The organism is Micromonospora sp. NBC_00330 (assembly GCF_036136635.1).
Classification (GTDB): domain Bacteria; phylum Actinomycetota; class Actinomycetes; order Mycobacteriales; family Micromonosporaceae; genus Micromonospora; species Micromonospora salmantinae.
Genome location: NZ_CP108012.1, coordinates 7,306,821 through 7,325,679 on the forward strand (window position 1 = coordinate 7,306,821; position 18,859 = coordinate 7,325,679).

The following is an 18,859-nucleotide window of genomic DNA, read 5'->3' on the forward strand; positions in this document are numbered from 1 at the left end:
GAGACAGTTGCCAATCGTAGTTGCGGCGCGTCGCTCCTGGATCGCCGCGCCTCTGACCGCCGCCCTGGTAGCTGCCCTTCTCCACGCGCCCCCTGCGCAGGCGGCGTCGAAGGAGGCGTACACCCCGTCCTCGGCCAAGCCGGTGCCGACCGTGCCGGTGAAACCGGTTAAGGCGCAGACGGCAGCGCTGGCCAAGCAGGCCCCGTCGACCGCCGGCAAGCCGGCCGCAGTCTGGCCACGGCCGGGAGCGGAGGTGGCTGACCTGGCCAAGGCCGGTACCGACGGAGTCAGGGCCGGAGCGTTGCCGGTGACCGTGGCTGCTGCTGGGCCGACGGCGCGCTCGACCGGGTCCCCTCAGCGGGTGAGCGTCGAGGTCCTCGACCGGCCCGCGACCGAGCGGGCCGGCGTGCAGGGCGTGGTCATGCGTCTTGGCCGTGCCGACGGTGTTGCCGCGGCCGGCCACGCCAAACTGACTCTGGACTACCGGTCGTTCGCCACGGCCTACGGCGCCGACTGGGCAAGCCGGCTCCGACTCGTGGCGCTACCCGCCTGTGCCCTGACCACCCCTGAGAAGCAGCAGTGCGCCGGAACGCCGCTCCCGTCGCGCAACGACCTCGCCACCAGGTCCCTCACCGCCGAAGTGTCGGTGAGCGGAGCGCAGACCCTGGTAGCTGCTGCGGCGGGATCGTCCGGTCCCGCCGGCGACTACGCGGCCTCCCCGCTCAACCCGTCGGCGACCTGGGCGGCTGGCGGCAACACCGGTGCCTTCACGTGGTCGTATCCCATGCGGACGCCGGCTGCCCTGGGCGGTCCGGCACCCCAGATCGGCCTGTCGTACTCCTCGCAGTCGGTCGACGGCCAGCATGCCGCCTCCAACAACCAGCCCTCCTGGATTGGGGAGGGCTTCGAGCCGTCAATTGGCGGGTTCATCGAGCGCCGGTACCAGGGTTGCGCTCGTGATATGGACGGCTCGGCCAACAACGACAAGAAGACCGGCGATCTCTGCTGGGAGACCAACAACGCGGTCCTGTCCCTCGTCGGCCACTCCGGTGAGCTGATCTACAACGCTGCCGAGGGTCGTTGGCACCTGCGGGGCGACGACGGGTCGCGGATCGAACGCAAGACCGGTGCCAGCAACGGCGACAACGACGGCGAGCACTGGGTCGTCACCACCAGTGATGGTGTCCAGTACTGGTTCGGCCGCAACCGGCTGCCGGGCTGGACGTCCGGCAACGCCGAAACCAAGTCGACGTTCACCGCTCCGGTCTTCGGCAACGACCCGGGCGAACCCTGTCACGCGACGGCCTTCATCGACTCCGACTGCACACAGGCGTGGCGGTGGAACCTCGACTACGTCGTCGACACGTCCGGCAACTCGGCGTCCTACTGGTACCAGCAGGAGACGAACAAGTACGGCCGCAATCTGGACGCCGAGGATGAGGCCACCTACGACCGGGGTGGTTGGCTGGATCGGATTGACTATGGCACCCGGCAGGTCAACGGCGTCGATTCGGCGCTCAGCACGGCAGCACCCCTGCGGGTGGACCTCGGCGTCGCCGACCGCTGCCTCAACGACTGCGCGACCCACGACGAGACGCACTGGCCGGACACCCCGTGGGACATGGCCTGCTCCGGCACGTCGTGCCCGGACAAGCTCTTCCCCACGTTCTGGTCGACCAAGCGGCTGTCCACGGTCACCACCCAGATCCGTAGTGGCACCGGTTACACGGATGTCGAGCGCTGGACGCTCACGCATACCTTCCCCGACCCTGGTGACGGCACCCGCGCGGGGTTGTGGCTGGACAAGCTGTCCCATACCGGCCTCGTCGCGGGGACTGTCTCCGTTCCGGACGTGCTGTTCACCCCCGTGCAGTTGTCCAACCGGGTGGACACGATCGATTTCGCCGCCGCCATGAACTGGATGCGGATCACCAAGATCCGCAACGAGACCGGTGGAACGATCAGCGTCAACTACTCCGGTCAGGACTGCAAGGCCGGACAGGCCATGCCGACGCCGCACACCAACACCCGGCGCTGCTACCCGGTCATCTGGGAACCGGAGGGATACACCAACCCGGTCACCGACTGGTTCCACAAGTACGTGGTGACCACCATCTATGAAAATGACAACACGGGCGGCGTCCCGCCACAGGGCAGTCCTCGCACGGTCTACTCCTATGACTATCTCGATGGTGCGGCCTGGCACTACAACGACGACGACGGCCTGATCGAAAAGAAGCACAAGACCTGGTCGGACTACCGGGGGTACGGCAGAGTAGGGCTCACCGTCGGTGACGCCGGGGAGCGGACCTACACCGAGACCCGCTACTTCCGTGGGATGCACGGCGACAAGTCCTCGCCGAGCGGTGGCACGCGAACCGCGACCGTCGACGGCATCGACGACGAAGACTGGTACGCCGGTCTGCTCCGCGAGACGAAAGTCTTCAACGGTCCCGGCGGACCCGTCGTCCAGCGGGAGCTGACCACCCCGTGGGCGTCGTCGGCCACCGCCACCCGCACCATCAACGGCGACACCGTGACCGCACGCTTCACCCGGGCAGGCACGGTGGCCCGCCACACCACCCTGGACGCGGGCCGCGGCGAACGTGTCAACAAGACGGTCACGACGTACGACAGCTTCGGCATGCCACTCACCGTCGACGACCTCGGCCAGGACGGCGTGGCCGGCGACGAGCAGTGCACGAAGAACGACTTCACGCCGCGCAACTCCACCAACTGGATCATGGATCGCCTGCACCGGGTCGAGACCTACGCGGTCTCGTGCGCTGATGCGGCCAACCCCGCCACCCTCACCGAAGCGGACGTGGTCGGTGAGACGCGAACCCGTTACGACAACCAGGCGTTCGAGGCCACGCCGACAAAGGGCCTGGCCACCCACACGGAGGAGATAGCGGCCTGGAACGGCGGGGCGCCCACCTTCACAGTGGTCAAGCGGGACGCCTACGACGTCCACGGCCGGGTCACGTCCTCCTGGGACGCCATGGACAAGCAGACCACCGTCGCCTTCACTCCGGCGACCGACGGGGCCGTCACCTCGACGCTGACCAAGAACCCCCTGTTGCACGAGACCACGACGACGATGGCCCCGGCGTGGGGGCTGCCGACAACGATCGTCGACCCGAACGGCAAGCGGACCGATCTGAGTTACGACCCGCTCGGCCGGCTGTCGTCCCTGTGGTTGCCGGGCCGGGACAAGGCGACCCAGACAGCGAACAGCACCTTCACCTACCAGATCCGCGCCGACGCGCCGTCGGTGATCTCGTCCTCGCGGCTGAATGCCACGGGTGCCTACGTCACCACGTACGAACTCTTCGACGGCTTGCTACGCAGCCGGCAGACGCAGAAGCCGTCACCCTCTGGGGGTCGGCTCATCACCGAGGCGTTCTACGACTCGGCCGGTCGCTCCGTGCTGGGCTTCGAGACGTATCACGCGAGTGGTGCTCCCGGCGACACGTTGATGACCGCAACCGACAAGGCCTTCGTCCCGAAGCAGACGCGCAGTATCTACGACGGCGCGGGCCGGACCACTGGTCTGGTCTTCCAGCCCTACGGTGCTGAGCGATGGCGCACGACCACGTACTACTCCGGCGACCGCACCGACGTCACGCCTCCGGCCGGTGGCACGGCAACCTCCAAGATCACTGACGTCCGCGACAGGACGGTCGAGCTGCGGGAGTACCACTCCGCCACCCCCACCCCCAGCACTGCGGGAAGTTGGAACGCGACTCGCTACGCCTACGACCGCAGGGGCCACCTGGCCACGATGGTCGATGCGCAGGGCAACGACTGGATCTACCGGTACGACGTCCGCGGCCGACAGACCGAGACCGATGATCCCGACAAGGGCCTCACCGTCTCGACCTATGACAACGCCGACCGGGTCACGACGGTCACCGACGCGCGCGGCAAGAAGCTTGCGTACCTGTACGACCCGTTGGGACGGAAGCGCGCCACGTACGAGAACGAGGTCGGCGGCACGATGCGTGCCCAGTGGGTCTACGACACCATCGCAAAGGGCTACCTGTCGCAGTCCACGCGCATGGTCGGCTCAGCGGCCTACCAGGTCAAGATCCTCGACTACACCGACAGCTACCGGCCCGGCAACACCCAGATCATCGTCCCCGCCAGCGAGACCGGCCTCGGCGGGACCTACAACTACAACAACACCTACAACCTCGACGAGACGACCGCGTCGACCAGTATGCCGTCGACCAACACGGGCCTTCCCGCCGAGGCACTGACCTACGGCTACAGCCCACTGGGTCTGCCGACCACGCTCAGCACGTTGTACGGCACCACGAACTCGTCGTACGTCGCCGATACGGACTACAACGCTCTGGGCGATGTCGATCAGATCGAGTTGTACACCGGCACCGGTGGGCGCGTCTTTCAGAAGTACACGCGCGAACTGGAGACCGGCCGTCTGACCGGCGTCCGTACCGATCGCGACTCCGTGGCACCGCACATCGTCGCCGACACGCGGTACACCCACGACGACTTCGGCAACATCACCAAGGCCGTCGACGCCGCTCCCGACCCCGCCGACGACGTTCAGTGCTTCGACTACGACCATCTCCGCCGACTGACCGAGGCGTGGACCCCGGCCAACGGTGACTGCGCTGCTGCGCCGACAACGGCGCTGGGAGGGCCCGCCCCGTACTGGCACTCCTGGCGTTTCGATCTGCTCGGCAACCGCACCAGCGAGGTGGTGCACAGCGGTTCGGGTAACTCCACCACGACGTACAACTATCCCGCGTCGGGGAGCACGAGCGTCCGTCCGCACGCGGTCACCAGTACCTCGGGCGGCCGCAGCGGCAGCTACACGTACGACGCGACGGGCAACATGACCACCCGTCCCACGCCGGCGGCGGGCACACAGACCCTCACCTGGGATGCCGAGGGGCATCTGGAGACCTCCACTGACGCGACCGGTGAGACCCGGTACGTCTACGACGCCGACGGTAACCGGCTGATCCGCCGCGACCCGGCCGGTAGAACCCTCTATCTGCCGGGTCAGGAGATCCGGTACACCAACAGCACCGCCACGACGTCCTGTACCCGCTACTACGCCTTCGCCGGGTCGATCGTGGCGTCGCGAAAGGCGAGCGGCCTTACCTGGCTGGGGTCAGACCACCAGGGCACGGCCCTGGTCGCCATCGACGCCGGTTCGCAACAGGCGACGGTCCGCCGACAGACCCCGTACGGCACGCCTCGCGGAGGCACGCCGGCCTGGCCGAACGACAAGGGGTTCGTCGGCGGCACGATCGACAACACGGGCCTGACGCACCTGGGTGCCAGAGAGTACGACCCGGCCCTCGGGAAGTTCATCTCCCTCGACCCGGTCATGGACCTGCTCGATCCGCAGCAGATCAACGGGTACGTCTACGGCAACAACAACCCGGTGACCCTCTCCGATCCGTCCGGCCTGAAGTTCGTGGAGGAGACCGGTGCCGAGTACAACGAGCGGCTGCAGAAGCATCGGGCCAAGCAGGCCAAGGAAAAGAAGAAGAAGGACGACAACTTCCTCAAGTACCTGAACAATGCCCGCCACAAGGCGGCCCAGATCGCCGCTCGTGACCGGATCCGTAGACAGGTTGCGGACATGGGTGGTGATCCCGAGCAGGTGACCATCGAGTACTCCATACCGGATGCCTGTAAGACAAAAAGCCATAAGGGGCAATGCGGACAGCCCGGTGCGGCCGACATCGTCTACATCGATGTGGAAACCGACACGATTTACGTATGGGAGGTGAAGATCGCCCACCTGAAGGACGAGGCCGAGCGTGAGGTCAAGCACTACATTCGCAAACTCAAGGCGGACGGCCAGTTCACAAACGTCGAGCCAGGTTTCGCACTGACCTCACTCGTGTTCGCGGCGGTGCCCGGCAGTAAGGAGTCGGTGGTCGTCTACAACGGCCCCACCGAGGGGCAAGTGCTCTACCGCGCCTTCCGTTGGCGCAAACCCACCCCGCCGCCTCCGCCCAAGCCGGTGAAGGTCCCGGTCGAGGCACCCAAGCCGGTTGAGGTGCCGAAGCCCATCGTCAACCCGTGGGTGGTCACCACCGTCGTCACCGTGGGGGTGGTCGGTTTGGCCGGTGCCTGCGTCCTTGCCACCGCAGGCGTGTGCGGAGTGGCGATCGGAGTCGGCGCTGTCGGCGGTACGTTGGCCGCGTCAGGCTGATCTGCTCGTTGCCGTCCCGGCCAGTTGAAAGGACCATGTCAATGTCCCTGCAAACGTTGTTCAACGACTTCGTGAAGGGCCTTGCGGAGCAACTGGCCGGGTACGGCTTCGAACAGGGGAAGGGTCGCGTCTTCCGTCGGTATTCGGCGGCGGGCGACGCGCTCGTCATCGAGCTTCAGATGTCGGATCACTCCAGCCCGACCGAGAAGATCTTCTACATCAATGTGGGTCTGGTGCTGGCACCGGCGTGGGAGGCTGCCCGGCAGCGCTACCGCCTGCCCGAGTCCGAGCAACCTCGGCCGCTGTACGGCATCTGGAAGCACCGCGTGGGATTCACCACCTTCTCCGGTGGTGACCAGTGGCGGATCGCCGACGAGGCCACCGGAGCCGAGGTGTCGGAGCAGGTGCGCCGGCGGCTGGACGAGACACTGAGGGAACTGCTGCCGCTGCTGGACCGCGAGGCGTTCCTCGCGGTCGCCGACCGCCGGGAGTTCCTCGGGGCCGGCGGCTGGCGGGTACGGGCCTGGCTGCTGGCGGAGCAGGGGCCGTCGCCGGAGCTTGAACTGTTGCTGTTCACTGAGCGGCCGGCCCACACGCACAAGTCGGCGATGATCCAGAACATCTGGACCTACGCGAACAGCAGATCCAGGGCCGAAGGCTCGGGGTGACGTCCCGCGCCAGGGCCATCTTTGGCCGGCCGAGGCATGGCAGGAAGGACAGTACGACGATGACACAGCATGTCGGCACCCCACTCGCGCCGCAGATCTGGAGGGTCTCATCGCTCGGTCGATTCGGCGTACTCGCTCTGGTCCCTCTGGTCGGCCTGTTGTCGTGGCTGGCTCTTGGCTCCGTGCTCGCGAGCGCTCTTGCCGTCGTCGGTGCGCTGCTGAGTTGGTGGAGGTTCGCCTGGCGTCCGGCCGTGATCCTCACGGACACCGAGGTGATCGTGCAGAATCCCAACGTCTCCCACCGCATCGCTCTGCGCGACGTGGCGACGGTGGATGCGGGTTACGGCGGCATGACCATCACGACCTCGACGAACGAGCGTGTGGTCGCCTGGGCAGTCCAGAAGTCCAACCTTGCCAAATGGACCGGTAGGCACACCCGCGCCGACGATGTCACGGCGTCGATCATCCGTGCGACTCGGAGCTACGCCGAAACGTCCTAGAGGGCGATCAACTCCAGCCAGGGCACAGGGCTTCAACTCATCAGGGTCAGTGGTGAAGGACGTGGTGTGGAAAGCCGGTTCGCCGAAAAGCGCAGTCGTGACCGAGCCGTACCGGCAGCGTTGGTGACCGGGTTCGGTCGGTCATTGCTCACACTGGTGGCCGCGGTGGGGCTCGTCCTCACTGCGGCCTGCGGGGGCGGCTCCGGCACGCCGCCGGGAGCCGGCCGGAGTGGGCCGCCGGCCGGCGGGTACACCATCGATCCGGTCGCCGAGGGGTTGCAGCCGGTCTTCGACATGGACCCTGAGCTTGAGGACCAAGTCGGCAGGGTGCTGATCGCGCCGACGCTGGATGTCGACGGCCTGAAGGTTGTGCCTCAGCAGTCGCCCTACGCCGACGACGTCCTCTCGACCGTCTGTGGGATGCGTCAAGGAAACGGCGTCTACGGCACTGCTTTCGGGCAGCAGCGTGAGTGGGAGGCGCCGGATCTGCGGGTCATGCAGCTGGCCGGCGCGTGGGGTGTGACATCGGCTGCGGAGGCCGTCGAGCAGGTTCGCGGCAAGCTTGGTTGTGGCACCTATCGTGATCGCGAGGATCGTTATCGCGTTCTCGGTGAGACGCAGCTTCCTCGCCTGCCTGGTCTGGATGGGCAGCTGATGTACTGCGAGGTGATCGATGGAGCGGACCGGTCGGTGCCGACCCATATCTGCACCTTGCTGTTGGCCCGGGGTGCGCTCGTTTCGCGGATCCAGACGCTCGCCTTGGACACTGCCACCGCTGAGCGGGTGACCAAGCAGCTCAGCGTGCTCGCGGCTCAGAGCCTCACCGCCATCTCCTGAGAATCGACCTGTTGGCCATCCCGCCGGGTGCGGTCACCGCCCCGGCGGGATGGCGCGGGCGTGAATGACGCGTTGATCCCTGTGAGATCTGCGCGAGTTCCGGAGCAACCCTCCGGGCCGGACCCCGCGTGACTATCTCGAAACGGGGATCGGAGGCCTGAATGAGCGATCGCGACGAGGCGTTCGCCGAGTACTTCGCGGCACGCTCCGGTGCCATGCGCGGCACCGCGTACCTGCTGTGCGGCGACTGGCACCGTGCCGAAGACCTGGTCCAGACCACGTTCGTCAAGCTCTACCGGGTCTGGAACCGGATCTCCCGGCACGAGGTGCTCGACAGCTACGTACGCCGGATCCTGATCCGGACCTTCCTCGACGAGCGCCGCCGCGGCTGGTGGCGGCGTGAACGGGTGGGTGGCGAGGACGCCGAGCAGGTGGCCCCGCCCGACTCGCCGGAGAGCCGACTGGTGCTGCTGCAGGCGCTGGCCCGGGTGGCGCCGCGTCAGCGGGCCGTGCTGGTTCTGCGGTACTGGGAGGACCTGTCGATCGAGGACGTCGCGGCGCTGCTGGAGTGTTCTCCAGGAACGGTGAAGAGCCAAGCGGCACGAGGGCTCGACACGTTGCGCGGCCTTCTGACCCCCACCTACAGCGGGATCGAGATGGGGGAGCGATGAACGAGCAGGAGTTGCGCGAGGGGCTGCGCAGCGAGATGGCGGGGACAACCCCACCACCACCATTGAGTACGACAGCCGCGCTCGGCGCGGCACGGCGGACGCACTTCCGTCGACGCGCGCTGTGGGCGTCCCTCGGATCGGCGGCTGTCGTGCTGGCCGTCATCGGCTTCGCGGCCGTCGCCACCCCGGGCGGCCACGTCTACCAACCGGCGGGGCAGGGGCCACTTGCTTCTCCGGACACCAAGGAGCCGTGGCCGACCGGGCCGGACGGGCAACCGCAGGAGGACCGGACCGCGCGGGCCGGGTCCAGGTACGAGCAGGGAGCTCACCTGCTCAGCGAGGCTGTCTCGGTCATACCTTCCGGTTACACCACGCCGGAGGACCCGTCGAGCCAGTCCGCCGAGGAGCGGACGCTGCGGACCCACCAGGCGCAGTTCGAGGACAAGGTGGACGGCGTCGACGTGTGGAGTTACTCGTCCTCGGTGGCCGTGGCGCAGGGCAAGGGCACCGGTCGCGTGATCGTCGAGGTGCACGCCGCCGGCAACCAACTGCCGACCGAGCCGTGCGACCTGGCCCAGAAATTCTGGGGCATGCGGGGTGAGTGCCAGGTCGAGACCGTCGGAGCTTCGCGGGTCGGCGTGGTGGTCCGACCGATCGGCGACGATCGGCTCGACCAGTGGTCGGCGTACCGGCACCCGGACGGTGTGGTGGTCTTCGTGGCGCAGGGCGTGCGGCTGGACGAGAGCCGGCCGGCGTTGACGAAGCTGCCGTTCTCCGTGCCGCAGTTGGCGGCTCTCGCTGTCGACGAACGGTTTCATCTGAAGTGACACGGCGACTCGGCCTCGCCGAGTGGGTCCAGGTGCCGCCACCGTGCGGTCCACCTGGGCCTTGCCCTGTGCGCGCCAGGGGCGCGGCGCATCTCTCTCAGCGGCGCGCCGTGAGGGGCACCAGGACGAGGAGGGCAATGCCCAGCGTGGCAGCGCCCACAGCCCACCACCAGAAGAATCCCGAGAAGGCCGAGGCGACCACGAGCCCCACGCCGAGACCGGCCAGCAGGCCGAGTGCGAACAGGGCCCGCGGCGGCAGGGCGAGGTACGGCAGGCGTCGTATCACCAGCACCTCCAGCCAGGTGCCGCCCGCCGTCAGCAGCGCTGCGCCGACCCCGTCCACGGCGGACAGCCCGTGACCCTCGCTGATGGGCACGAGAACCCTGCCCTCGTCACCGGCCGGGACGAAGAGGACCAGCACACCGACGACGATGAGCAGGGCGGCAGTGACGACCTGCCTGCGAGGGGCGCCCACCCCAACGGATGACATCGCTACAGTCTCGGCCGTCCGCCATCGCCTGCACAGGAGCCGTATCGGCGAACATCGAACGTCTGGTGCCCCGGCTGGCCGGCTGTCAGCCGCGCAGTAGTCGAAGGACCGGGCCGCTTCTGCTCGTTGCCGTCCCGGCCAGTTGAAAGGACCATGTCAATGTCCCTGCAAACGTTGTTCAACGACTTCGTGAAGGGCCTTGCGGAGCAACTGGCCGGGTACGGCTTCGAACAGGGGAAGGGTCGCGTCTTCCGTCGGTATTCGGCGGCGGGCGACGCGCTCGTCATCGAGCTTCAGATGTCGGATCACTCCAGCCCGACCGAGAAGATCTTCTACATCAATGTGGGTCTGGTGCTGGCACCGGCGTGGGAGGCTGCCCGGCAGCGCTACCGCCTGCCCGAGTCCGAGCAACCTCGGCCGCTGTACGGCATCTGGAAGCACCGCGTGGGATTCACCACCTTCTCCGGTGGTGACCAGTGGCGGATCGCCGACGAGGCCACCGGAGCCGAGGTGTCGGAGCAGGTGCGCCGGCGGCTGGACGAGACACTGAGGGAACTGCTGCCGCTGCTGGACCGCGAGGCGTTCCTCGCGGTCGCCGACCGCCGGGAGTTCCTCGGGGCCGGCGGCTGGCGGGTACGGGCCTGGCTGCTGGCGGAGCAGGGGCCGTCGCCGGAGCTTGAACTGTTGCTGTTCACTGAGCGGCCGGCCCACACGCACAAGTCGGCGATGATCCAGAACATCTGGACCTACGCGAACAGCAGATCCAGGGCCGAAGGCTCGGGGTGACGTCCCGCGCCAGGGCCATCTTTGGCCGGCCGAGGCATGGCAGGAAGGACAGTACGACGATGACACAGCATGTCGGCACCCCACTCGCGCCGCAGATCTGGAGGGTCTCATCGCTCGGTCGATTCGGCGTACTCGCTCTGGTCCCTCTGGTCGGCCTGTTGTCGTGGCTGGCTCTTGGCTCCGTGCTCGCGAGCGCTCTTGCCGTCGTCGGTGCGCTGCTGAGTTGGTGGAGGTTCGCCTGGCGTCCGGCCGTGATCCTCACGGACACCGAGGTGATCGTGCAGAATCCCAACGTCTCCCACCGCATCGCTCTGCGCGACGTGGCGACGGTGGATGCGGGTTACGGCGGCATGACCATCACGACCTCGACGAACGAGCGTGTGGTCGCCTGGGCAGTCCAGAAGTCCAACCTTGCCAAATGGACCGGTAGGCACACCCGCGCCGACGATGTCACGGCGTCGATCATCCGTGCGACTCGGAGCTACGCCGAAACGTCCTAGAGGGCAGCTGATCCCGCTTGGCGGGAAAGTCTCTCAGGATTTCGTTCGCCGGGTCGGCCAACTGCGCCGCACCACAATGGGGAGGTGCGAGAGGCCCAGGTGCCGCGACCATGTGGTCCACCTGGGCCTTCGTGCGTGGATCGGGCGACGAGAATGACCTGCACGTCCCGTCGCCTCGCGTCGGGCCTCCAACGGCTGGGTCTTCCGGCTCGGCGCTACGGATGGTTCTACTGGCGCCGCGGCATCGCTTCACGTTCCACAGTTTCGCGATGTGACCAATGGACCCGGCGAGCGACTACGCTGCGCAACATGCGTGTCGGTTTCGGTGTGAGCGTCTTTTCGCAGGGGGAGGCGATCGACCCTACGGATCTCCTGTTTGCGCTGGCGCCCTTGGTGCAGAGCCGCGGCATCGAGGTACATCGGTCGGGCAACGTCCTGTGGTTCACCGGGCCGCAACTGTCGTCACTCATCGAGCTCGCCGATCCATTGGCAACGTGGTGGCAGGAAGCAGTCCGGGTCGTAGATCATCAGGTGGACTTCCGATTCGTGGGTCCCGCTGGCCTCGACACCACCTCCTACTGCCGACCTGACCTTGCTCCCGGGTTTATTCGCCACATGATCGAGCACAACAGTGGCACGCCGTCTGACGCCAGCTCCGCCGGCCTGCATCGCGTCTTCTAGCAGTCCCCATCGGTCGGACGGCGTCGTTATCGGCGTCAGTCGCGCGGGTGGAAGGCTAGAAGATCCGCCGATCGCTCAGGTCCAGCCCTGGCCGACGCCATGCCGGCCCGCTTCGCGGCGCTCTCGGGTCTGCGGTGGCGGGAGCTGGCTGCCCTGCGCCGCTGCGATGTCGACTGGACGCGGCGACCGTGCGGGTGCCTCGCGAGCTGGCGGCGCTGAGGGACCGTCTGGAATTCGGGCCGCCCAAGTCCGCAGCCCGTGAATGGCACGCGGATGGCGCGGATGGCACGCAAGATCGAGGGTGGGGGAGATGCGGAAGGCCCAGGTGCCGCGATCGTGCGGTCAACCTGGGCCTTCGTGCCTGGAGCGGGCGACGAGAATCGAACTCGCGTAGTCAGTTTGGAAGACTGAAGCTCTACCATTGAGCTACGCCCGCGTGCATCCCGCCGAAACAGGACGCGCCTACAGCGTACCCAATGTCGAGGCCCGACGCGTAACCGCGTCGCCGCCCCGCGGTGCCGCGTCGTCCGCTACCCGGCGGCACAGCGACTCAAGATCAGCACAACATCCGGCATGTAGTGGCCGCGCCCTGCGCCGAGGCCACTGCATCCGTGAAGTTGCGCGGATCTTGGAGCCGCCCGGCGGATCTTGGCGGCACGAGGGCGGAGCGAAATGGTAATTTGGGGTGATGTGTCCGGGTGGGGGATGCCCCGGCACCGACTGAGGCGTGGCGACGGCATAGACTGCACGTCGCCACGGGGTGTGGCGCAGCTTGGTAGCGCACTCGCTTTGGGAGCGAGGGGCCGTGGGTTCAAATCCCGCCACCCCGACTGTCGTCCGCGGCCGGGCCGCCCCGGGTGCCGCCCAGTGCGGTCCCCGGGCGATGCCGGAGCGTCAGGCCGGCTCGCCTACACTCGATGGGCTGAATCACGCCCAGACTCAACTGAGATCCGTCAAGGAGTACGCCTGTGAAGAGCACCGTCGAGACTCTGAGCCCGACGCGCGTGCGGCTCGCCATCGAGGTGCCGTTCGTCGAGCTCGAGCCGAGCCTCAAGAAGGCGTACCGGGAGATCGGTTCGCAGGTCCAGGTTCCGGGCTTCCGCCGGGGCAAGGTGCCGACCGCGGTGATCGACCAGCGGGTGGGCCGGGGCACCGTTCTCAACGAGGCGGTCCAGGAGGCCATCCCGGAGAACATCCTCGCCGCGGTGCGCGAGCACGACCTGAAGACGCTGGGGCGCCCGGAGGTCGAGATCACCGAGTTCAACGACGGTGACTCGCTGAACTTCACGGCCGAGGTCGACGTCCGCCCGGAGATCACCATCCCGGACGCGAGCACCATCGAGGTGACCGTCGACGAGCTGCAGATCGACGAGAGCGAGATCGACGAGCAGGTGAAGAACCTGCGGGAGCGTTTCGCGACCCTCAAGACCGTCGAGCGGGCCGCCGCCGAGGGCGACTACGTCCAGATCGACCTGAACGCCACCGTCGACGGCGAGGACGTGCCGGGCGGCCAGGCGAGCAACATCTCCCACGAGGTGGGCAGCAAGCAGCTCCTGCCGGGCCTGGACGAGGCAGTGGTCGGCCTCGCCGCCGGTGACGACACCACCTTCACCACCCAGCTGGTCGGCGGCGACTTCGCCGGCCGGGACGCCGACGTGGCGGTGACCGTGCGCACGGTCAAGGAGAAGGAGCTGCCGGAGCTGAACGACGAGTTCGCCCAGATGGCGAGCGAGTTCGACACGATCGAGGAGCTGCGCGGCGACCTGCGATCCCGGGTCACCCAGGGCAAGCAGGTCGAGCAGATCTACGCCGCTCGGGACAAGGCCCTGGCCGAGCTGGTCGCGGCCGCCGAGATCCCGGCCCCGGAGGGTGTCGTCCGCGAGGAGGTCGAGAGCCGCAAGCAGGCCATGGTCGACCAGCTGGAGCGGATCGGCGCCTCGATGGAGGAGTACCTCGCGGCCGAGGACAAGACCGAGGAGCAGATCGACGCCGAGCTGACCGAGGCGGCGACCGAGGGCGTCAAGGTCCAGCTCCTGCTGGACACGCTCGCCGACGCGGAGGACGTGCAGGTCTCCGACGACGAGTTCGGGCACGAGATCGTGCACCGGGCGCAGCGCGCCGGGATGGCCCCGCAGCAGTACTACGACCAGCTGGTGCGCTCCGGCGCGGCCGCCGCGGTCTTCGGCGACGTGCGGCGGGGCAAGGCGCTCGCGGCCGTCATGGAGAAGATCACGATCAAGGACTCGGCCGGCAACGGGATCACCCTCGACGCCCTGCGTGCCGCCAACGAGGCGGAGCACAACCACGACCACTGATCGTCGGGTGCGGCCGCCGTCCGCCGCTGAGCGGCGGACGGCGGCCGTTTCCCTTTCCGGGTAATGCCCGGGCAGCAAGCACTGCCGGGTACGCCCGGGCAGCAAGCACTGCCGGGTACGCCCGGAAGCCCGCGCCGCGGGTACGCCCGACACAGCTGCGCTGAGAGCGAACACTGCCCCGACCGGGACTCTGCCGCCCCGCACAGCGGTTAGTGTCGGGAAAGACGGTACGGAGAGCGAAGGGCTGCCATGACCGACATGCACATCCCCAAGAAGTCGCTCCGGGCGATTGACGCGCGCGGTGGCGACTCCATTGGCAACCTCGACGACTCGGTCTACAACCGGTTGCTCAAGGAACGCATCATCTTCCTGGGCAGTGAGGTGACCGACCAGGTCGCCAACCGCATCTGCGCGCAGCTGCTGCTGCTCGCCGCGGAGGACCCGGACCGCGACATCAACCTGTGGATCAACTCGCCGGGTGGCTCGGTCTACTCCGGCATGGCGATCTACGACACCATGCAGTTCATCGACAACGACGTGTCGACCGTGGCGATGGGTATGGCTGCCTCGATGGGCCAGCTGCTGCTCTGCGCGGGCACCAAGGGCAAGCGGTACGCCCTGCCCCACGCACGGATCATGATGCACCAGCCGTCCGGTGGTCTGGGCGGAACGGCGTCCGACATCGCCATCCAGGCGGAGCAGATGCTCTACACGAAGCGGATGTTCCAGGAGCGGGTCGCGCACCACACCGGCCAGAGCCAGTCGCAGATCGAGGCCGACTCGGACCGGGACCGTTGGTTCACCGCCCAGGAGGCCATGGACTACGGCTTCATCGACAAGGTGATCATCGGGGCCGCACAGGTTCCGGATGGCGCCGGGACCCTGAGCTGAGGAGCTGACGATGACCGATCTGAGCCTGCCGCCCCAGTTCGCGGCCGTGCACAACCGCTACGTGCTGCCGTCGTTCGTCGAGCGCACGTCGTACGGGGTCAAGGAGTCGAACCCGTACAACAAGCTCTTCGAGGACCGGATCATCTTCCTCGGCGTCCAGGTGGACGACGCGTCGGCCAACGACGTGATGGCCCAGCTGCTGACGCTCGAGGGCACCGACCCGGACCGCGACATCATCATGTACATCAACTCGCCGGGTGGTTCGTTCACCGCCATGACGGCGATCTACGACACCATGCAGTACGTCCGTCCGGACATCTCGACGGTCTGCCTCGGGCAGGCGGCGAGCGCTGCGGCGGTGCTGCTCTCGGCGGGCACTCCGGGTAAGCGGATGGCCCTGCCGAACTCGCGGATCATCATCCACCAGCCGGCCACCGAGGGCGGCTACGGGCAGGGCTCGGACATCGAGATCCAGGCCCGGGAGATCCTGCGGATGCGTACGCAGCTGGAGGACATGCTGTCCCGCCACTGCAACCGCCCGATCGAGCAGGTTCGCAAGGACATCGACCGTGACAAGATCATGACGGCCGAGGAGTCCAAGGAGTACGGGCTGGTCGACACGATCCTGACCAGCCGCAAGAAGGGTCTGCTGGCGGCCAACGCCGCCCGCTGAGCTGTACCGGGTCAGAGGTTGGCCGGGGCTCCGTTCCCGGCCGACCTCTGACACACCCGTTTTGGGGGTCGGAGAATGCCCCGCCAGCGGGTAACGTCGGGTCCGTACCGCTTCGCCGGTTCGGCCGGCGGCGCGAACTAAGCCGGACGGCGCGCAACGTCCGCAGGTCAGGGCCGGGTCTCCGGCCGATGAGTGCAGGGAGAACGTAGGTGGCACGGATCGGTGACGGCGGCGACCTACTGAAATGCTCCTTCTGCGGCAAGTCGCAGAAGCAGGTCAAGAAGCTCATCGCGGGCCCAGGGGTCTACATCTGCGACGAGTGCATCGATCTCTGCAACGAGATCATCGAAGAGGAGTTGGCCGAGTCCGGCGAGGTGAAGTGGGAAGAGCTTCCCAAGCCGATGGAGATCTGCCAGTTCCTCGACACCTACGTCGTGGGTCAGGATCAGGCCAAGAAGGCGCTCGCCGTAGCGGTCTACAACCACTACAAGCGGATCCAGGCCGAGGCGGCTGGCGCGCCGGGCTCCGGCAGTGACGCCGTCGAGCTGGCCAAGTCGAACATCCTGCTGCTGGGCCCGACGGGGTGCGGCAAGACTCACCTGGCGCAGACCCTCGCCCGGATGTTGAACGTCCCGTTCGCCATCGCCGACGCCACCGCGCTGACCGAGGCGGGCTACGTGGGGGAGGACGTCGAGAACATCCTCCTCAAGCTGATCCAGGCCGCCGACTACGACATCAAGCGCGCCGAGACCGGCATCATCTACATCGACGAGGTCGACAAGATCGCCCGCAAGTCGGAGAATCCGTCGATCACCCGGGACGTCTCCGGTGAGGGTGTGCAGCAGGCCCTGCTCAAGATGCTCGAGGGCACTGTGGCCAACGTGCCGCCGCAGGGTGGCCGTAAGCACCCACACCAGGAGTTCATCCAGATCGACACCACCAACGTGCTGTTCATCTGTGGTGGCGCGTTCGCCGGCCTCGACCAGATCATCGAATCCCGCACCGGGCAGGGCGGCACCGGCTTCGGCGCCCGTCTCCGGTCGGTCTCCGATCGGTCGACCGACGACATCTTCAGCCAGGTCATGCCGGAGGACATGCTCAAGTTCGGGCTGATCCCCGAGTTCGTCGGCCGGCTGCCGGTGATCACCAACGTTCGCAGCCTCGACCGCAGCGCCCTCGTTCGGATCCTCACCGAGCCGCGCAACGCCCTGGTCCGGCAATACCAGCGCCTGTTCGAGCTGGACGGTGTCGAGCTCGAGTTCGACGAGCCGGCGCTGGAAGCCATCGCCGATCAGGCGATGCTGCGCGGCACCGGCGCTCGTGGTCTGCGGGCCATCATCGAGGAGGTTCTGCTCTCCGCGATGTACGAGGTGCCGAGCAACCCCGACGCCGCCCGCGTGCTGATCACCCGCGAGGTTGTCCTGGAGAACGTCAACCCGACGATCGTGCCGCGTGAGTTCACCGGGCGCCGGGCTCGGCGCGACCGCGAAGAGAAGTCCGCCTGATCCTTTCCGCGTCACGCCGGCCGTTCGATACTGAGCGGCCGGCGTGATCGTGTTCGGCGCCGTTGGTCCGTCACCACCACCCCCGTGTCGGCCAGACGGTGACGCTGTCCGTGAGCGGCCCTCCAGCCGTACCCTTTGGTCATGCGTGTCGCCGTCTGCCAGCTGAACGCCCGGGACGACCGTAAGGCCAATCTGGCGGCCGCGGAGGCCCTACTGGAGCGCGCCGCCGCCGGCGGCGCGGATCTCGCCGTCCTTCCGGAGTACGTGGACTACCTGGGTCCTGCCGCGGGGCTGCCCGAACCGGAGCCGGTCGACGGTGAGGTGGGCAGCTTCTTCGCCGGCGTCGCCAGGCGGCTCGGGATCTGGTTGGTGGCCGGCTCGTTCCACGAGGCCGGCCCGGACCCGGACCACACCTGGAACACCTCGCTGGTCTTCGACCGTGCCGGCAGTCTGGCCGCGAGCTATCGCAAGATCCACCTGTACGACGTGGAGATCCCCGGTCGGGTCTCCTACCGGGAGTCGGCGAGTGTCGCGCCCGGGGCCCAACCGGTGGTGGTCGACGTCGAGGGGCTGCGGGTCGGCCTGTCGATCTGCTACGACCTGCGCTTCCCGGAGCTGTACCGGCTGCTCGCGTCCGACGGCGGCGCGCAGCTGCTGGTGGTTCCGGCCGCGTTCATGATGCACACCGGCCGGGACCACTGGGAGGTCCTGCTGCGGGCCAGGGCTATCGAGAACCAGTGTTTCGTGGCGGCGGCCGGTCAGACCGGCGACCACGAGCCAGGCCGCACCTGCTTCGGCCGCAGCATGGTGGTCGACCCGTGGGGGACTGTCATCGGCCAGGTGCCGGACGGTCCGGGGATCTCCGTCGTCGACCTGGACCTGGCCCGGCTCGACACGATCCGCGCCGAGCTGCCCAGCCTGGCCAACCGCCGGCTCTGACCCTCAGCCCTCCAGCAGGACGCCGATCACCGCGAACCCGGCGATGGCCACGGCGGTGACCAGCAGCGCCGTGGTCATCCGGGACCTCCCCCGTCGGGCCAGTCGTCCCACCGAGAGCACAAGTACGACCAGCACGACCGCGCCGATCACCACCTGCCAGAACGGCCCGATGAGGCCGAGCAGCGCCTCCTCGGCGAACACAGTGGCACCGTGCCCGGACTCATCCATGACTGACACTCTGGCACGTCGAGGCGGCCCACGTCCCCGGCTGCGCCAGGGAGTCGACGCGCTCGCGTTCTCGGCTTCGCCGGGGACTGGCGGGTGCTGTTCGTCCGAACCAGTGATGAACCCTGATTTGCCTTCTCCGGGCCGTC

General features: G+C 67.6%; 16 protein-coding genes and 2 tRNA genes. 15 read left to right on the forward strand and 3 right to left on the reverse strand.

Features of this window, described 5'->3' with window-relative positions:
• The first annotated feature begins 361 nt into the window (after positions 1–361).
• The 6 genes from OG598_RS33405 (at position 362) to OG598_RS33430 (ending at position 9,705) form a co-directional block, all read left to right on the forward strand.
• The gene (locus tag OG598_RS33405) at positions 362–6,202 is read left to right on the forward strand and encodes an RHS repeat-associated core domain-containing protein (RefSeq protein ID WP_328652484.1); all 5,841 of its coding nucleotides are present in this window, start codon (positions 362–364) and stop codon (positions 6,200–6,202) included.
• A gap of 41 nt (positions 6,203–6,243) precedes the next feature.
• Positions 6,244–6,870: a DUF4304 domain-containing protein gene (locus OG598_RS33410; RefSeq protein ID WP_328652485.1), complete on the forward strand. Its 627-nt coding sequence runs from the start codon at positions 6,244–6,246 to the stop codon at positions 6,868–6,870.
• Positions 6,871–6,929: 59 nt separating this feature from the next.
• On the forward strand, positions 6,930–7,370 hold the full coding sequence (locus tag OG598_RS33415; RefSeq protein WP_328652486.1) for a hypothetical protein: 441 nt from the start codon (positions 6,930–6,932) through the stop codon (positions 7,368–7,370).
• 66 nt (positions 7,371–7,436) lie between these two features.
• Entirely contained in the window at positions 7,437–8,207 is a 771-nt protein-coding gene (locus OG598_RS33420; protein ID WP_328652487.1) for a hypothetical protein, read from the forward strand.
• A 161-nt stretch (positions 8,208–8,368) separates the two neighbouring features.
• Positions 8,369–8,878: a SigE family RNA polymerase sigma factor gene (locus tag OG598_RS33425; protein WP_328652488.1), complete on the forward strand. Its 510-nt coding sequence runs from the start codon at positions 8,369–8,371 to the stop codon at positions 8,876–8,878.
• Complete coding sequence (locus OG598_RS33430) at positions 8,875–9,705, forward strand: hypothetical protein (protein ID WP_328652489.1); 831 nt, start codon at positions 8,875–8,877, stop codon at positions 9,703–9,705. The genes OG598_RS33425 and OG598_RS33430 overlap by 4 nt, the downstream gene beginning before the upstream one ends.
• 97 nt (positions 9,706–9,802) lie before the next feature.
• On the opposite strand, the gene OG598_RS33435 is transcribed toward OG598_RS33430, so the two are convergent.
• Positions 9,803–10,195 (reverse strand): hypothetical protein, encoded by a 393-nt coding sequence (locus OG598_RS33435; RefSeq protein ID WP_328652490.1) that lies wholly within the window; start codon positions 10,193–10,195, stop codon positions 9,803–9,805.
• A gap of 159 nt (positions 10,196–10,354) precedes the next feature.
• Between OG598_RS33435 and OG598_RS33440 the strand changes: the two genes are divergently transcribed.
• The 3 genes from OG598_RS33440 to OG598_RS33450 all read left to right on the forward strand — a co-directional run bounded on the left by OG598_RS33440 (position 10,355) and on the right by OG598_RS33450 (position 12,162).
• On the forward strand, positions 10,355–10,981 hold the full coding sequence (locus tag OG598_RS33440) for a DUF4304 domain-containing protein (protein WP_328652485.1): 627 nt from the start codon (positions 10,355–10,357) through the stop codon (positions 10,979–10,981).
• A gap of 59 nt (positions 10,982–11,040) precedes the next feature.
• Entirely contained in the window at positions 11,041–11,481 is a 441-nt protein-coding gene (locus tag OG598_RS33445) for a hypothetical protein (RefSeq protein WP_328652486.1), read from the forward strand.
• 309 nt (positions 11,482–11,790) lie between these two features.
• The gene (locus OG598_RS33450; protein WP_328652491.1) at positions 11,791–12,162 is read left to right on the forward strand and encodes a hypothetical protein; all 372 of its coding nucleotides are present in this window, start codon (positions 11,791–11,793) and stop codon (positions 12,160–12,162) included.
• A 362-nt stretch (positions 12,163–12,524) separates the two neighbouring features.
• Here OG598_RS33450 and OG598_RS33455 read toward each other — a convergent pair.
• Positions 12,525–12,598, reverse strand: a tRNA-Gly gene (locus OG598_RS33455).
• A 320-nt stretch (positions 12,599–12,918) separates the two neighbouring features.
• Here OG598_RS33455 and OG598_RS33460 point away from each other — a divergent pair.
• The 6 genes from OG598_RS33460 (at position 12,919) to OG598_RS33485 (ending at position 18,485) form a co-directional block, all read left to right on the forward strand.
• Positions 12,919–12,992 (forward strand) — tRNA-Pro (locus tag OG598_RS33460).
• 138 nt (positions 12,993–13,130) lie between these two features.
• Positions 13,131–14,477, forward strand: coding sequence for a trigger factor (gene tig, locus OG598_RS33465; RefSeq protein WP_328652492.1), 1,347 nt, complete (start codon positions 13,131–13,133; stop codon positions 14,475–14,477).
• Between the two features lie 249 nt (positions 14,478–14,726).
• Positions 14,727–15,368, forward strand: coding sequence for an ATP-dependent Clp protease proteolytic subunit (locus OG598_RS33470; protein WP_007464111.1), 642 nt, complete (start codon positions 14,727–14,729; stop codon positions 15,366–15,368).
• 10 nt (positions 15,369–15,378) lie between these two features.
• Positions 15,379–16,041, forward strand: a complete 663-nt coding sequence (locus OG598_RS33475; protein ID WP_030333536.1) for an ATP-dependent Clp protease proteolytic subunit — start codon at positions 15,379–15,381, stop codon at positions 16,039–16,041.
• A gap of 209 nt (positions 16,042–16,250) precedes the next feature.
• Positions 16,251–17,546, forward strand: a complete 1,296-nt coding sequence (gene clpX, locus OG598_RS33480) for an ATP-dependent Clp protease ATP-binding subunit ClpX (protein ID WP_112676080.1) — start codon at positions 16,251–16,253, stop codon at positions 17,544–17,546.
• A gap of 141 nt (positions 17,547–17,687) precedes the next feature.
• Positions 17,688–18,485: a carbon-nitrogen hydrolase family protein gene (locus OG598_RS33485; protein ID WP_328652493.1), complete on the forward strand. Its 798-nt coding sequence runs from the start codon at positions 17,688–17,690 to the stop codon at positions 18,483–18,485.
• 3 nt (positions 18,486–18,488) lie between these two features.
• Here the strand turns inward: OG598_RS33485 and OG598_RS33490 are convergent, their stop codons facing one another.
• A complete protein-coding gene (locus tag OG598_RS33490; protein WP_328652494.1) occupies positions 18,489–18,713 on the reverse strand; it encodes a hypothetical protein in 225 nt (74 codons plus the stop codon).
• Positions 18,714–18,859: the final 146 nt, after the last annotated feature.

Excerpts from the sequence above, each read along its gene's own strand:
- OG598_RS33410 (WP_328652485.1), top strand. The coding sequence starts at position 6,244 with ATGTCCCTGCAAACGTTGTTCAACGACTTCGTGAAGGGCCTTGCGGAG.
- OG598_RS33415 (WP_328652486.1), top strand. The coding sequence starts at position 6,930 with ATGACACAGCATGTCGGCACCCCACTCGCGCCGCAGATCTGGAGGGTC.
- OG598_RS33425 (WP_328652488.1), top strand. The coding sequence starts at position 8,369 with ATGAGCGATCGCGACGAGGCGTTCGCCGAGTACTTCGCGGCACGCTCC.
- OG598_RS33430 (WP_328652489.1), top strand. The coding sequence starts at position 8,875 with ATGAACGAGCAGGAGTTGCGCGAGGGGCTGCGCAGCGAGATGGCGGGG.
- OG598_RS33435 (WP_328652490.1), bottom strand. The coding sequence starts at position 10,195 with ATGTCATCCGTTGGGGTGGGCGCCCCTCGCAGGCAGGTCGTCACTGCC.
- OG598_RS33440 (WP_328652485.1), top strand. The coding sequence starts at position 10,355 with ATGTCCCTGCAAACGTTGTTCAACGACTTCGTGAAGGGCCTTGCGGAG.
- OG598_RS33445 (WP_328652486.1), top strand. The coding sequence starts at position 11,041 with ATGACACAGCATGTCGGCACCCCACTCGCGCCGCAGATCTGGAGGGTC.
- OG598_RS33450 (WP_328652491.1), top strand. The coding sequence starts at position 11,791 with ATGCGTGTCGGTTTCGGTGTGAGCGTCTTTTCGCAGGGGGAGGCGATC.
- OG598_RS33470 (WP_007464111.1), top strand. The coding sequence starts at position 14,727 with ATGACCGACATGCACATCCCCAAGAAGTCGCTCCGGGCGATTGACGCG.
- OG598_RS33475 (WP_030333536.1), top strand. The coding sequence starts at position 15,379 with ATGACCGATCTGAGCCTGCCGCCCCAGTTCGCGGCCGTGCACAACCGC.
- OG598_RS33485 (WP_328652493.1), top strand. The coding sequence starts at position 17,688 with ATGCGTGTCGCCGTCTGCCAGCTGAACGCCCGGGACGACCGTAAGGCC.
- OG598_RS33490 (WP_328652494.1), bottom strand. The coding sequence starts at position 18,713 with ATGGATGAGTCCGGGCACGGTGCCACTGTGTTCGCCGAGGAGGCGCTG.